Source organism: Chloroflexota bacterium (genome assembly GCA_020850535.1).
In the GTDB taxonomy this organism is placed as follows: domain Bacteria; phylum Chloroflexota; class UBA6077; order UBA6077; family JACCZL01; genus JADZEM01.
The window spans coordinates 20,514-34,577 of sequence record JADZEM010000123.1 but is presented as its reverse complement, the minus strand read 5'-3'; the positions used below and the strand labels follow the sequence as shown (position 1 = coordinate 34,577).

The 14,064-nt window shown below is 68.5% G+C and carries 12 protein-coding genes; 11 read left to right on the top strand and 1 reads right to left on the bottom strand.

Annotated elements, in window-relative coordinates; translation table 11 throughout:
- The first annotated feature begins 388 nt into the window (after positions 1-388).
- The 9 genes from IT306_17540 (at position 389) to IT306_17500 (ending at position 12,520) form a co-directional block, all read left to right on the top strand.
- Positions 389-1,651, top strand: coding sequence for an MFS transporter (locus tag IT306_17540; protein ID MCC7370232.1), 1,263 nt, complete (start codon positions 389-391; stop codon positions 1,649-1,651).
- A 215-nt stretch (positions 1,652-1,866) separates the two neighbouring features.
- The gene (locus tag IT306_17535) at positions 1,867-3,285 is read left to right on the top strand and encodes a hypothetical protein (GenBank protein MCC7370231.1); all 1,419 of its coding nucleotides are present in this window, start codon (positions 1,867-1,869) and stop codon (positions 3,283-3,285) included.
- Positions 3,286-3,751: 466 nt separating this feature from the next.
- Entirely contained in the window at positions 3,752-4,768 is a 1,017-nt protein-coding gene (locus tag IT306_17530; GenBank protein MCC7370230.1) for a hypothetical protein, read from the top strand.
- A gap of 119 nt (positions 4,769-4,887) precedes the next feature.
- A complete protein-coding gene (locus IT306_17525) occupies positions 4,888-6,471 on the top strand; it encodes a sugar ABC transporter substrate-binding protein (protein ID MCC7370229.1) in 1,584 nt (527 codons plus the stop codon).
- 172 nt (positions 6,472-6,643) lie between these two features.
- Complete coding sequence (locus IT306_17520) at positions 6,644-7,588, top strand: sugar ABC transporter permease (GenBank protein ID MCC7370228.1); 945 nt, start codon at positions 6,644-6,646, stop codon at positions 7,586-7,588.
- 22 nt (positions 7,589-7,610) lie between these two features.
- A complete protein-coding gene (locus IT306_17515) occupies positions 7,611-8,510 on the top strand; it encodes a carbohydrate ABC transporter permease (protein MCC7370227.1) in 900 nt (299 codons plus the stop codon).
- A 101-nt stretch (positions 8,511-8,611) separates the two neighbouring features.
- Positions 8,612-9,721 carry a Zn-dependent alcohol dehydrogenase gene (locus IT306_17510; protein ID MCC7370226.1) on the top strand — a complete coding sequence of 370 codons (1,110 nt, stop codon included), beginning with the start codon at positions 8,612-8,614 and terminating at the stop codon, positions 9,719-9,721.
- A 147-nt stretch (positions 9,722-9,868) separates the two neighbouring features.
- Positions 9,869-10,972, top strand: a complete 1,104-nt coding sequence (locus tag IT306_17505; protein MCC7370225.1) for a sugar-binding transcriptional regulator — start codon at positions 9,869-9,871, stop codon at positions 10,970-10,972.
- Entirely contained in the window at positions 10,973-12,520 is a 1,548-nt protein-coding gene (locus IT306_17500) for a sugar kinase (protein ID MCC7370224.1), read from the top strand. It begins immediately after the preceding gene.
- A 26-nt stretch (positions 12,521-12,546) separates the two neighbouring features.
- On the opposite strand, the gene IT306_17495 is transcribed toward IT306_17500, so the two are convergent.
- The gene (locus tag IT306_17495; GenBank protein MCC7370223.1) at positions 12,547-13,065 is read right to left on the bottom strand and encodes a TetR/AcrR family transcriptional regulator; all 519 of its coding nucleotides are present in this window, start codon (positions 13,063-13,065) and stop codon (positions 12,547-12,549) included.
- A 224-nt stretch (positions 13,066-13,289) separates the two neighbouring features.
- Between IT306_17495 and IT306_17490 the strand changes: the two genes are divergently transcribed.
- Together IT306_17490 and IT306_17485 are read left to right on the top strand one after the other, a co-directional pair.
- Positions 13,290-13,496: a hypothetical protein gene (locus IT306_17490; protein MCC7370222.1), complete on the top strand. Its 207-nt coding sequence runs from the start codon at positions 13,290-13,292 to the stop codon at positions 13,494-13,496.
- A 232-nt stretch (positions 13,497-13,728) separates the two neighbouring features.
- Entirely contained in the window at positions 13,729-14,007 is a 279-nt protein-coding gene (locus IT306_17485) for a glutaredoxin family protein (protein MCC7370221.1), read from the top strand.
- Positions 14,008-14,064: the final 57 nt, after the last annotated feature.

The window sequence follows — 14,064 nt, the reverse complement described above, 5'->3', positions numbered from 1 at the left end:
GTATTCCGGACGCCAGACCGGAGGCCCTCACCCCCCGACCCCCTCTCCCTGTGCGCGGGAGAGGGGGAGAAATCACAGTCTCGTGTATCTCCCCCTCTCCCGCGCACAGGGAGAGGGGGTCGGGGGGTGAGGGCGTTTTGCCGCAACATTTCGTCAAACGCCATCATTCCCCGACGACGCTGCCAGACGGCCCATCATGCAATCGCCCTGGGTCTCTGGCCGTGGTGTCCGGGCAGGACTCGGCAGCGTGCTGGCCTCTGGCGCGCGGGCATCGCCGCCCCACGGCAGGCTACGATGCCACCGGCTGCCAGGCCGCGCTGATACGACGCTACCGAGATGCGGCTATTCAGCCATCTCGGGCATCAGGTGACCACATGACCGGCGAACCGTGGTGAACCAGAACCACATCTGGCGCAAGATCGCCCCGGGCGTGCTGCTGCCGTCCGCCCTCCAGGCGATCTCCTACGGCGCAGTCCTCCCGATTGTTGCCGTATACGCTCATGACGACCTGGGCGCTTCCCTGGCCTTCGCCGGCCTCGTCTCCGCGCTGCTGCTGGTCGGACAGCTCCTCGGGAACGTGCCCAGCGGCTGGGTCGTGGACCGGCTCGGCGAGCGGAACGCGATGTACGCCGCCGCTGGCATCAATATCGCTGCGCTGATTGGCTGCGCCCTCTCGACCCGGCCGGAGCCGTTGGCGGCGTGCGCGCTGCTGATCGGCGTCTCCAACGCCGTGTTCGGCCTCGCCCGGCAGGCGCTCGTCACCGTGGTCGTTCCGCAGAGCTTCCGCGCACGGGCGTTCTCCCTGATGGCCGGCGCATATCGGCTCGGCTTCCTGATCGGCCCGTTTCTTGGCGCCGCCGCGCTCTCCCTGACCGGATCGATGCGGGCGGGGTTCGCCGTGGCCGTGATCGCGGTCCTGGCGACCATCGTCGCGATCATGCTGATCCCGGATCCGGAGACCCTCATCGGGATGCCCGCGCCACCTGCGAACGCGCCGCGTCCGCCGCTCCTGAGAACCTTTCGGGACTCCCGCCGTGTCCTCTGGAGAGTCGGGTTCGCGGCGCTGGCCGTCAGTGCGATGCGCGCCAGCCGCAACACCCTGTTGCCGCTGTGGGCCACGAGCCTCGGCATGGACGCCACCAGTATCGCCCTCGTCGTCGGCGTGGGGGCGGCCATCGACTTCTCGCTGTTCTACGTTGGCGGCATGCTGATGGACCGCTACGGCCGGACGGTCGTCGGCGTCCTGACCCTGGTGTCCTATGGGGTCGGGCATGTGACCCTGGCGCTCACGCACAGCACGCCGTTCGCCGTGGGGGTCTTCCTGGCCGTCGTCGTGATGTTTGCCGTGACGGACGGCTTCTGCAGCGGCATCATCATGACGACCGGCGCGGACATGGCCGACATGATGAATCCGAACCGGCCAGCGGTCTTCCTGGCGGCCTGGCGGCTCGTCACCGACGTGGGCAGCGCCGGCAGCCCGCTGGCGATCTCGTTCCTGACCGGCGTCGCCGGCCTGTCGCTGGCTGCGGCAGCCGTCGGGATGGTGGGCTTCGCTGGCGCGTTCGTCCTCGGCCGGTACGGTGCGGCGGTCATGCGGGAAGCCGCCGCGCGCCGGGCCGTGCGCGACGCCGCACTCGCCCCGGCCAGTTAAGCCGGCACGGACATGTCGCCACGTGCCATCGCGGCAGTTCAGCAGATCGTCAGGTTCACCGAGAGTGCGCTTCAGGTTCGCCTGCGACACTGAGCGTGGCGACAGTGCATCCTTCGAATCGGGCCGCATCGCCGACCCCGTCAATCGCGCATGGTTCTGCCCCCCAGCGTCTGGAGGCACAACGACGCATGCGTGCCGGGACAAGGATATGAACGATGGCTACTCGACGAGCGTTTCTCACCATCAGCATGGCCGCGGGCATCGCACTGGCGATCGGGCAGCAGGAGGCGGCCGCCGGCGCGTCAGCCGCCGTGGCACCGGCGGCTGGCGTGGCGCCGGTGGCTGACGTGCAGCGTGCATCGGCCATCACCGAGGTCTTCGGAGATGGGCAACGCCTGACCGCCGTGGCGCTCGAATACGCCCAGGACATCGATACCTCGACGCTCGCTCACGCCTCCTTCGCAGTGGACGGGCGCACCGTCACCCGCGTCTATGCCAACACCGAGCCGGCCCCGGCCGTGCGCGGCAGCAACGGCCGCTTCGTCATCGTCGAGCTGTCGCCCGACGATCCGTCCGCCCTGCTCTGGGGGAACGACCAGGCCCCGGGCGCGACGGCCGGGCAGGCCGCGCCGCCGGCGTCCCCGAGGCCCACACCGGCCCCCGGGACAGTTCTCGCGCCGATCGCCAGCGCCGGCCAGGCGCCCCCGTCGCTCTCCATCACGCCGGCGACGGCGCTCGTGACGCAGGCGCAGCCGCTCACGACGGCGGACGGGGCGTCCCTGGCCCCAGGCGTCGAGCCGATCCAGACCACCAGCGTCAAGAACCTGATCGTCGACGACTTTCAACAGCGCACGTTCAACGATCCCGCGACCGGCGAGACGCTGAACTACAACCTCTACGTCCCGAAGGCGTACGACGCCAGCAAGTCCTATCCGCTCGTCCTGTTCATGCACGACGCCAGCGTGGTCAACACCGAGACGACCGCGCCGCTGATCCAGGGCCTCGGCGCGGTGTGCTGGGCCAGCCCACAGGCCCAGGCGAGGCACGAGGCGTTCGTGCTGGCGCCGTCGTACCCGGTGGTCGTCGTGGACGACACCTATCAGCCGATCCCCCTGTTCGACGCGACGGTCAATCTGGTGAAAGCCCTGACGCAGCAGTACAGTATCGACACCGGACGGCTCTATGCCACCGGGCAATCGATGGGCGCCATGATGGCGCTCGGCATGAACATCACGTACCCGGACCTCTTCGCGGCGTCGTACATCGTGGCCGGCCAGTGGCCCGCCGAGCAGGCCGCACCCCTGGCGCAGAAGAAGCTCTGGGTCGTCGTGTCGCAGGGCGACACCAAGGCGTTCCCAGGCCAGAACGCGATCGTGGACGCGATCAGAGGTCAGGGGACGCGGGTGAGCACCGCCACCTGGGACGGCCGCTGGACGCCCGACCAGTTCGCCACCGCCGTCGCGCAGCTCGAAGCCGACGGCGCGCCCGTCAACTACGCCTCGTTCGTGGTCGGGTCGGTGCTGCCAGCCAGCGGCTTGGCCAGCGGCAACCCCGGCAAGGAGCACATCAACACCTGGCGCGTCGCCTACACGATCGACGGCATCAGGGACTGGATGTTCCAGCAGCACATCTGACCCGGTCACCATGCCCGCTGCTGACCGGCCGGCGGGCATCCCCGTAGGGGCGGTGGCCGCCGGCCCGCCCGCCTCCCCGTAGGGGCGGTGGCCGCCGTCCCGCCCGCCTCAGGCTCGCGCTCCAATCGAGGGCGGCCCGCGGGTTCCCGTGCTCGACCTCCAGTCGATCGAACACGAAGGATGTGTGGCGCACGATCGAGGATAGCGCCTGGTCTCATGCGCGCCCCTGACCGCGCAGTGCAGTACCGGGCGTGGATGCGCGCGCCCACCTCGACACCAGCGCCGCCCGTGGTACACTGCGGGCCTGAAAGTTTGTGCAGCGCCGCACAAATGTGCGGACAGGACGATGGTGGACGATCGCAGCACCCGCATCCTCGTGAAGATGGCTCGGCTCTATCATCTTCAGGGGCTCAGTCAGGACCAGATCGGGCGCCAACTCGGCGTCTCCCGATCCACGGTTTCGCGCATGCTCAGAGAGGCGCGCGAGCGCGGGCTGGTGGAGATCACTATCCGCGCGCCGGCCGTCGCGGCCCTCGATCTCGAACGGCAGCTCGAAGTGGCGCTCGGCCTCCGGGAAGCCGTGGTCGTCAGCGGCGGCGACGACGACTCCGGCGCGCAGGCGTCTGGCGCGCTTGCGGACGCCGCGTCTGACTACCTCGTGCGCATGCTCCACCCTGGCGACGTGCTCGGCGTGTCCGGCGGAGCGACCGTGGCGCGCATCGCCCAGGTGCTGCCCCACGGTCGTGTGTGCGGCTCCAGCATCGTGCAGCTTGGGGCAGCGCTCGCCTATCGCGGAGGACGCCCAACGCACTCCTCCGCTGAGGTCGCGCTCCACGTTGCCCAGAAGCTGGGGAGCGCCGAGCGCCTCGTCCTGATCCCAATCCCCTCGCTGCTGGACACCGAGACGATTCGGGATGCGCTCCTGCGGGACACCGGGGTTCAGCGGGCAATGGCCCACCTGGCAACCTGCACGGTGGCGCTCGTCGGCATCGGCGCGCTGGACCCCCAGGCCGGACGCACCGACGATGGCGCCGGGCACGGCCCCCGACCGGAGTTGCCGGTCACCAGCGACGAGTTCGCGGAGCTGCGTCGTGCCGGCGCGGTCGGCGAGATCTGCGCCCGCTTCTTCGACATCGACGGGCGGCCCTGCGTCACGTCGCTGGATCGTCGGATGGTCGCCCTCGACTTGCCGCGTCTCCGGGACGTGCCGTTGGTGATCGGTGTGGCCCGTGGCCGCCAGAAGGCGAGGGCCATCCTCGGCGCGGTGCGGGGCGGCTACGTCAAGACGCTGGTCACGGACGAGGTGACGGCCCTTGAGGTTCTGACGCTCGCCCGACCGTCCACAGGACGTCCGCCTGCGAGCCCGCGCCACGTCCCCGACCCGCCAGCTCCCGCCCCACACATCGGGCCGGCGGCTGCCCAGCCCACCAGGGGCTGCCCCTGGGCGCGCATCGCCAGCGCAGGGGCAATGCCACCCACCTGATCGGAGAAGTCGATCGAAGGAGGTATGACGCACGCCACCCCAGCGATATCGAAGACCTGTGTGCAGTCCGCATGCGCGAGGCAAGTCTGGAGCTTCGTGCACCGGGACATTGAGGAAAGGTGAGGATCGCATTCATGGACGAAGCGAATCGCAGCCTGATCGGTCAGGCAACCTTGACTCGCAGGGGCTTTCTCCGCGTCGCCACGCTGCTCGCCGGCGGGGCGGCCATCGGGACGCTGTCAGCGTGCAGCGCGCAGCCAGCCGCGCCTGCCAAGCCGGCCGAAGCGCCGAAGCCCGCTGAGGCCGCGAAGCCAGCAGCGCCGGCCGCGGCGCCTGCCAAGCCGGCCGAGGCAGCGAAGCCGGCCGCGCCAGCCGCTGCCGCGCAGCAGGCGCCGTCCTCCGCCAAGCCTGGCGACTTCGACTGGAAGAAGTACAAGGGCACGACCATCAACCTGGCGCTGAATAAGCACCCGTACACCGAGTCGCTGATGCCCCTCCTGGACCAGTTCAAGGAGGAGACCGGCATGGACGCCCAGTTCCTGATCCTGCCGGAGGCAGAGTACTTCCGCAAGATCGAGCTGGACATGTCAACAGGCGCCGGCGAATACGACGTCTTCATGTGCGGCCCGACCCGCAACTGGACCTACGCGAAGCCCGGCTGGCTCGAGCCGCTCGACCAGTACCTCGGCGACGCCAAGCTCACTCACCCCGAATACGACCACGCCGACTTCTTCCCGCTGCTGCGCGAGGCGAACATGTGGGACAAGACTGTCGGCGGCGGCGTCGGCAAGGGGAGCACCTGGGCCATCCCCGTCCACGTCGAGACGTACGTGCTGGCCTACCGGAAGGACATCTTCGACGAGAAGGGGATCAAGGTTCCCACGAACCTCGACGAATGGTCCGACGCTGCAAAGAAGGCGACCTTCAAGGACAAGGACGGCTCGCAGATCTACGGGACCATCCAGCGCGGCGTCCGCGACGGCAACACCGGCACAGGCTTCGTCTCGGCGTACCGGGCGTACGGCAACGTCGACTTCGACGACAACTTCAACGTCCAGGTCAACCAGCCCGGGGCGGTCAAGTTCTACGAGCAGTGGGCCCAGACCGTCAAGGAGACCAGCACGCCCGGCTGGACCAACGTGACCTGGTACGAGGGCAAGGAGTCGTTCACGCAGGGCAAGTACGCGATGTACTTCGACTGCGACTTCTTCGGCGCCGGCTACGAGGACAAGAGCACGTCCAAGGTGGCCGGGAAGGTCGGCTACGCGCCGCCGTTGTCGCCCTCGCCGGACAAGCGCTGGTCGAATCTCTACACCTGGGCGCTCGGCATGTCGGCCGCGTCGAAGCACAAGGAAGCCGCCTGGTACCTGATCCAGTGGGCCACCAGCAGGCAGCGCCTGCTCGACGCGACGACGAAATACAACAACTACAACCCCACCCGGAAGTCGGTCTTCGACAACCCCCAGGTCCAGGAGACGATGAAGTCGTGGGGGAGCGGGACGTACCTGCCGACCGTCCTCGACAACCTGACCAAGTACGCCAAGATCGCCTACCGCCCCAACCCTGAGCTGCCGGCCTTCAACGTCCGGACGTCGCAGGCGCTCCAGGAGGTCTGGAACGGCCAGCCGGCTCAGAAGGTCATGGACGCGGCGGCTGAGGAAATCAACGCCAACATGACCAAGGCGGGTTGGCGCAAGGCGTAGCACTCTGCCGAGAGGGTCGTCCGCTTCCCCTGGCCCCCGGGTGGGGCCAGGGGCTCATTGCCTGTGCTGCCGGGGTTCAAAGCTGCCAGTCTGGCGAGCTGATCGCCTCCGGCTCGGGCGCCCCGCGCACACCCTCACGCACTTCGTGTACACCTCTAGGGAGTTTCCACGCGTGCAAGCAGAAGCTGCGATCCACGGGCGCGACAAGAGCGTTGCGCTGCCAGCAGCCCGGTCAGCCCGGGAGGCGCGCGAGAAGCGGTTAGCCCTGGCGCTGCTCCTTCCGTCGGTGCTGATCCCGATGCTGCTGATGCTGGCCTTCCTGTTCGGCATCGCGATGACGTTCACCCAGTGGCGATTGACGACAGGATTCGTCGGGTTCATTGGGCTGAGCAACTACGTCGAGCTCCTGACCCGGGGCGATTTCTGGCACGCCCTGGCGATGACGTTGAAGTTCACGCTGATCGACGTGCCGGTGGAGCTGGCGCTTGGCCTCGGGCTGGCGCTGCTGCTCAACGAGAAGCTGAAGGGGCTGCGCTTCTGGCGCACGCTCCTGATCCTGCCGCTGATGACGCCGCCGGTGGTCGGCTCGCTGCTGTGGAAGGTCATCATGCGGCCGACCGGCGCCGGGATTCTCAACCACATGCTGATGTCGGTGGGCTTTCCGATGCAGGGGTTCCTGGGCGATCCGAACCAGGCCATCCTCTCGCTGGTGGCGATCGACGTCTGGCTGTACACGCCGTTCGTCGCCACGATCCTGCTGGCTGGCCTGCAGTCGCTGCCGCGCGATCCGTACGAGGCCGCGCTCGTGGATGGCGCAAGCGCCTGGCAGGCGTTCCGGCACATCACGCTGCCGCTGCTGATCCCCTACTTCATCGTCGTTGGCTTCTTCCGGGCCATCGACTCCCTGAACGTCTTCGACACGATCTATGGCACCACCACCGGCGGCCCCGGCGACGCCTCGCGGGTGCTGAACATGATGGCTCTGGAGGAGGGATTCAATTGGTACAATCTGTCGATCGGCATCACCGTGACCGTCTTCCTCTGGGCCCTCTGCATGGTTGTCGGCTACACGCTGTTCCGCCACGTGCAGCGGGAGCGCCAGGGTGGCATGGCCTGAGCCAGCCTGAAGGGAGACGATCATGGCTGTCGCGGTAGCAACCGACGTCTCCAGGCCGGTCGGTAGCAGAGGCTACGCGCAGGCCAAGAGCGCCGTCATGCACGTCCTGATCGCCGCCTACTTCGTCGTGACGATCTTCCCGTTCGCCTGGATCGTCGGCATGTCGCTCAAGCAGCCGGCCGACGTGGTCGCCGACCCGCCGACGATCCTGTTCACGCCGACGCTCGAAAACTACCAGGCAGTGCTCCTGGGAGCACGCTCCGCGCGCGGCGAGCAGGCCCGGACGGACATTCCGCGCGCCTTCCGCAACTCAGTCATCATCGCGGTGGGGTCGGTGGCCGTCGCCATGCTGGTGGGCAACCTCGGCGCCTTCGCACTGGCGAAGCTGAAGGTGCCGGCGCGCGAGTGGATCGCCTTCTTCTTCCTGTCGTTCCGCTTCGCGCCGGCGCTGGCGTTCATCATCCCGACGTTCGTGGTGTTCCGCACGGTCGGGCTGTACAACACCCACCTCGGGCTGATCATCATGAATCAGCTCATCGCGATCCCGCTGATCGTCTGGACGATGCGCAGCTACTACGAGGGTGTCCCCCATGAGCTGTTCGAGTCGGCCTGGATCGACGGGGCGGACATCTGGCAGACGATTCGCAACATCGCGCTGCCGCTCGCCGCGCCCGGCATCGCGGCGACAGCGATCCTGTCGTTCATCGCCTGCTGGAACAACCTGACATTCCCGCTGCTGCTCGGCGCCCGCGAGACCCAGACCGCCACGCTGGCGACGATCACCTTCATCGGCTACGAGCAGGTGCTCTGGGGGCAGATGGCGGCGGCGGCCGTCGTGACGATCGTGCCGGAGCTGATCCTGGCCGTGCTGGTGATGGGGTACATCGTGCGCGGCCTGACCTACGGCGCGGTGAAGGAGTAGCCAGCCGTCGCTGTGCGACCAGGTGCAACCACGACCTGACGATCCGGACGACCGGCCTCCTGTGGGCCGGCCGTCCACCGGAGAAGAAACGGAGGAGCACAATGAAGGCACGTGCCGCGATTCTCAGAGAGTACCAGCAGCCGATGAGCATCGAAGAGGTCGAGATCGACCCCCCGAAGGCCGACGAGGTGCTGGTGAAGATCGCCGCCGCCGGCGTCTGCCACAGCGACTACCACGTCATGAAGGGTGAGTGGCGCAACGGCCTGCCGATGATCCTGGGGCATGAAGCATCCGGCTTCGTCGCCGAAGTCGGGCCGGGGGTCAAGGATCTGAAGCCTGGAGACCGCTGCGCCCTCTCGTTCAGGTCGTGGTGCGGGCGCTGCCGCTACTGCATCGCCGGCCGCCCCATCCTCTGCAACGGCTACGACAACGTCGGCCCGCGCGGCTCGATGCTGGACGGCACCTACCGGGTCCACAAGGACGGCGAGGACATCCCGGTGATGGGCCGGATGGGCGGCTTCGCAGAGTACGCCGTGATGCCAGCCCAGCAGCTGGTCCCGATCACCGCCGACATCGGCATGGATGTCCTCTGCCTGATCGGCTGTGCCGTGACAACGGGGGTTGGCGCGGTCCTGAACACCGCCAAGGTTGAGTCCGGCAGCACCGTCGCCGTGATCGGGACCGGCGGCGTCGGGCTGAACGTGGTGCAGGGGGCCGTGGTGGCCGGCGCGAGCCGGATCTTCGCCATTGACCTGCTGGACAACAAGCTGGACTACGCCGGCTCGTTCGGCGCGACGGACCTCGTCAACGGCTCGAAGGCCGACCCGGTCCAGCAAGTGCTGGATCTGACGGACGGCCAGGGCGTGGACTACGTCTTCGAGGCGATCGGCAACGTCAGGGCCACCGAGCAGGCCATCAAGATGACGGCGCGCGGCGGCACCACGACCCTCGTGGGGATGGCGCCCCAGGCCCAGGCCGCCACCTTCGATCCGCTCCTCTTCGTGCAGCGTGAGACGCGGATGCTCGGCTGCTTCTACGGCTCGTTCCGCCCCAAACTGGACTTCCTCCGCTACGTGGACATGGCCATGAAGGGGCAGCTCCGGGTTGGCGAGATGATCTCGCGGCGCTACAGCCTGGACGAGATCAATGAGGCATACGACCGCCTGGGGCGCGGCGAGGTCGCACGGAGCGTCATCAGCTTCGAAGCGTAGCCGGGCGGGACATCCAACCGACACACCACCAGTCTCGGCAGGGTGGCGCGGATGCGGCCTCGCGGCCACCCGCCGGGACACCGACCCTCCGCTATACTACGCCGCTAGGCATTGGTGCAGGGTTGCACATCTGCGCGGGGGCGAACCGTGGAAGACCTGGGCACGCGCCTGCTGGTGAAAGTGGCGCAGTTCTACCACCAGCAGGGGTTGAACCAGGATCAGATCGGCCGTCAGCTCGGCGTCTCCCGCTCCAAAGTGTCGCGCATGCTCAAGGAGGCGCGCGAGCGTGGGCTGGTCGAGATCAGCATCCACTATCCGGCCCGGTTCTCCCTGGATCTCGAACGGCAGCTCGAAGTCGAGCTTGGGCTGCGCGAGGCCGTCGTGGTCAACGCTGGCGGCATCGTGGGCGGGCAGATGCTCAGCCCGGTGGCTGGCGCCGCCGCTGACTACCTCCTGCGAGTCCTCCAACCGAACGACGTGCTGGGCGTGTCCGGCGGCGAAACGGTGGCCCACACCGTCCAGGTCATGCCGGCCACGAGTATCGAGCAGCTCGCGGTTGTCCAGTTGGGCACCGCCGTGGCCTATCTGGGCGACGGCGCAGCCTACTCCTCGGCCGAGGTTGCACTGCACCTGGCCCAAAAGCTCGGCTGCATGGAACGGCTGGTGCTGATCCCCGTGCCGTCGCTTCTCGATACCGAGACGATTCGGGACGCGCTCCTGCGTGATACCGGCGTGCAGCGTGCGATGGCGCGCCTCGCATCCTGCACCGTCGCGCTGGTGGGGATCGGCGCATTGGAGCCGACGCCGGCCGGCCCGGAGACGCCTGTCTCGGTGGAGTCTGACGCCAGCGAGCGAACGGTCCAGCGTCGCCGCCGACAGATCCGCCCGGTCACCGACGGCGAGGTGGCCGAGCTGCGGCATGTTGGCGCAGCCGGCGAGATCTGTACGCGGTTCTTCGGGAGCGACGGCGAGCCGTGCGTCACGTCATTGGACCGGCGTATGGTCGCGCTGGACCTGGGGCAGCTCCGCGCGGTGCCGCTGGTGGTAGGGGTGGCGTGTGGGCAGCAGAAGGCGGCCGCCATCCTCGGTGCGGCGCGCGGGGGCTATCTCAAGGCGCTGGTGACGGACGACATCACCGCGACGGCTGTTCTGGCGCTGGCCCGATCCGAGCACGAGACCGACGGCGTCATTCGCGGAGATCTGGCCGCGCGCCACGAAGGCCGCCACGAAGGCCGCCACGAAGGCCGATGAGTGGCCCCAACCTATCTGCTGGGCATTGATGTCGGCACCCAATCCACGAAGGGGGCGCTGGTTACGCTCGACGGGCAGGTCGTGGCCTATCACGCGGTCGAGCACGGTGTCAGCCGTCCGTTTCCTGGCTGGGCCGAGCAGGATGCCGGCAGCATCTGGTGGGGGGACGTCGTCCGGGTCACCCGGGTGCTGCTCCGCGAGAGTCACGCCGATCCACGGGCCGTGGCTGCCATCGGCGTGAGCGCGCTCGCGCCCGCGATGGTCCCTGTGAACGCAGACGGCCAGCCGCTGCGGCCGGGCGTCCTCTACGGCATCGACACCCGAGCGCACACGGAGGTCGAGCAGCTCAATCGCGATCTGGGCTGGGATGCACCGAGTACGCCGCCCGCGCAGCGCTTGCAGGCGCAATCGGTGGTCCCGAAGATCCTCTGGTTCCGCAAGCACGAGCCAGAACGGTGGCGGCAGACCGGCAAGCTCCTGGGAGCCACCGGATTCGTGGTGCATCGGCTGACCGGTGTGCACGCGATCGACAACGGGAACGCCGAGGCATGGACGCCCTGCTACGATGCCTCGCGCGGCCAGTGGGACGCGGCCATGTGCGAGCGCGTCGGCGTGCCGCGCCGTCTGCTCCCGGAGATTCGGGCAGCCGCCGACGTGGTTGGCGAAGTCACGCCGGAGGCTGCCCGTCAGACCGGCCTGGCCGAGGGGACACCGGTGATCTGCGGCTCGATGGACGTGCTGGCCGAGTATCTGAGCGCCGGCGCGATCCAGGCCGATGAGGGCTGCCTCGTCTTCGGCTCGACGATGTGCCTGTGCGTGCTGTCAGCCGAGCCGCGTGCGCACCCGTCTCTCTATGGCGGCTGTAGCCTGGTGCCGGGCCTGTCCCGGCTGTCCGGCGGCATGGCGACGGCCGGGGCGCTGGCGCGCTGGTTTCGGGACGGCTTCTCGCTCCCGGAGCTCCAGACCGAGCGCGAGTCTGGGGTCAGCGCCTACCACCTGCTCGACGATGCAGCGGCGGCCATCTCCCCCGGCTCTGACGGAATCGTGGTGCTGCCGTACTTCAGCGGAGAGCGCACCCCGGTCTTCGACGCCCAGGCGCGCGGCATGATCCTGGGACTCACCGTGTCGCATACCAGAGCGCACCTGTACCGAGGTCTTCTGGAGGGCGTGGCCTACGGCGTCCGGCACCACCTTGACCTGATGGCCGAGGCCGGCGTGACACCCAGACGGCTGGTGGCTGTCGGCGGCGGCAGCCAGAGTAGCCCGTGGATGCAGATCGTGAGCGACGTGACGGGCAGGCCGCTGGAGTGCGTGGAGCGGCCGATCGGCGCGGCCCTGGCAGACGCCTTCCTGGCCGGGTACGGCATCGGCCTCTTTCGTGACCTGGCACCGCTCGCCGAGGACTGGGTGAGGATTGGGCGCACGGTGCAGCCTGATGCTGCCACGACGGCGATCTACGAGAGGTACTACCGCGTGTATCGCCGCCTCTATGCGCGCACCGCCGAGGAGATGCACGAACTGGCTCAACTGAGCGCCAGACAGCTGTAGGCGGCAGGTGAGCGTCCACCGGGGGGCTAGGGCGCGCGGGCTGCCGCCCCGTAGCGCAGCCCGTCGATGACCAGCGCGAGCATCCGGCCCACCGTCTCCCGCCACTGCGGGCCGTCCGGCAGGTACCAGCCGGCGTTGATGACCCGCATCACGTCGTCCGGCGCGGCGTCTGCGCGCAGCGTGCCATCGGCAGCGCCCGCCTCGAGAATCTGCCCGAGCGCCCGCAGAATCCGCGCCTTCGTCTCGGCGAAGACCGGCGACTCGGTGGAGGAGACGGCGGTACAGAGCGCATCGCCCATGCGGCGCTTGGTGGCAACGTAGTCCGCGAAGCGGTCCAGCCAGCGACCCAGCGCGATGTCGGCCGGCAGACTGGCGAGCAGCTCGCCGGCCGCCGCGCACAGTGAGTCCACCTCGTGCTGGTACGCCGCGACGACCAGGGCGTCGCGGTTGGGAAAGTGCCGGTAGAGGGTGCCGATGCCGACGCCAGCGCGGGCCGCGACGGCCTCCAGCGCCACATCCTCGCCGTCATCGGCGAACGCCGCCATCGCGGCGGCCAGGAGCTTCTCACGATTGCGCTGCGCGTCAACCCGGAGGGGACGAGCGAAGGTGACCACGGCAGTAGACCCCGTTGCTTGACAAAGCGGAGGCTCCTCCGTTTATACTCCCAGTCGAAGCGGAGGTGGCTCCGCTTTCAGTATACGCGGCCAGGGCTCCTGACTGCTACCGGTCGCGCCTCGCGGCGCGCTCCGAGAGAAAGGATGTGTGACGCATGATCGAGAACAAGGTCTGGTCTCATGCGGGCGGCTGGCGTGTGCGCGGTCTGGACCTCTCCGGCGACGAGCCGTCCCACATCCATCTGCCCCGCCGGCGGCGCTTTGTCGGCCAGGACGAGCAGGGCCATGCCGGTGCGCGCGGGGCGTGCGCCGGCGACCACGAGCGCCGGGCGCACGGCGTGTCGTCCGCCGACGAGGCCTGAGCCAGCCGTCTGCCGGCTCGGCCTGGTCCACCCCGGCCGAGCTGCATCGGTAGCTCTCCATGGTCATCCTCTGAGGTGCCGCCAAGCGGCATGGGGGCTGCGCTCAGGATTCCCGCACCTCCCAATCTGCTGCGTGCTGCGTGCTGCGCAGCGGGTCGGGAGGTGCGGGAATCCGGCCCTGGAATACCGTCCCCGGCTCGAACGTTGCATTCACTGACCGGGCTGACCGATCATGGCAGCGACCGAGCAGGAGGACAATCCCTTGACCGCCGACGCAAACACGGTAAAGATGTTCACTACCACGTGGTGCGGCTTCTGCAAGGGCACCAAGCGCTATCTTGACAGCAAGGGCGTGGCCTACGAAGAGATCGACATCGAGCAGCACCCCGAGTACGGTGAGCAGATCGAGAAGGAGACCGGCGGCTTCAGGACCGTTCCGACCCTCGAGATCGACGGCAAGCTGTACGTCAACCCGAGCCGCAAGCAGCTGGACGAGCTCCTGCACGTCTAGCCGGCCCGGGTGGCCGCTGGCGCTGCCCTCGCCGCCCAGGCGGGGGGTCTCGTGCAC

Excerpts from the sequence above, each read along its gene's own strand:
- IT306_17535 (MCC7370231.1), top strand. The coding sequence starts at position 1,867 with ATGGCTACTCGACGAGCGTTTCTCACCATCAGCATGGCCGCGGGCATC.
- IT306_17530 (MCC7370230.1), top strand. The coding sequence starts at position 3,752 with ATGCTCAGAGAGGCGCGCGAGCGCGGGCTGGTGGAGATCACTATCCGC.
- IT306_17515 (MCC7370227.1), top strand. The coding sequence starts at position 7,611 with ATGGCTGTCGCGGTAGCAACCGACGTCTCCAGGCCGGTCGGTAGCAGA.
- IT306_17510 (MCC7370226.1), top strand. The coding sequence starts at position 8,612 with ATGAAGGCACGTGCCGCGATTCTCAGAGAGTACCAGCAGCCGATGAGC.
- IT306_17495 (MCC7370223.1), bottom strand. The coding sequence starts at position 13,065 with ATGGCGGCGTTCGCCGATGACGGCGAGGATGTGGCGCTGGAGGCCGTC.
- IT306_17490 (MCC7370222.1), top strand. The coding sequence starts at position 13,290 with ATGATCGAGAACAAGGTCTGGTCTCATGCGGGCGGCTGGCGTGTGCGC.
- IT306_17485 (MCC7370221.1), top strand. The coding sequence starts at position 13,729 with ATGGCAGCGACCGAGCAGGAGGACAATCCCTTGACCGCCGACGCAAAC.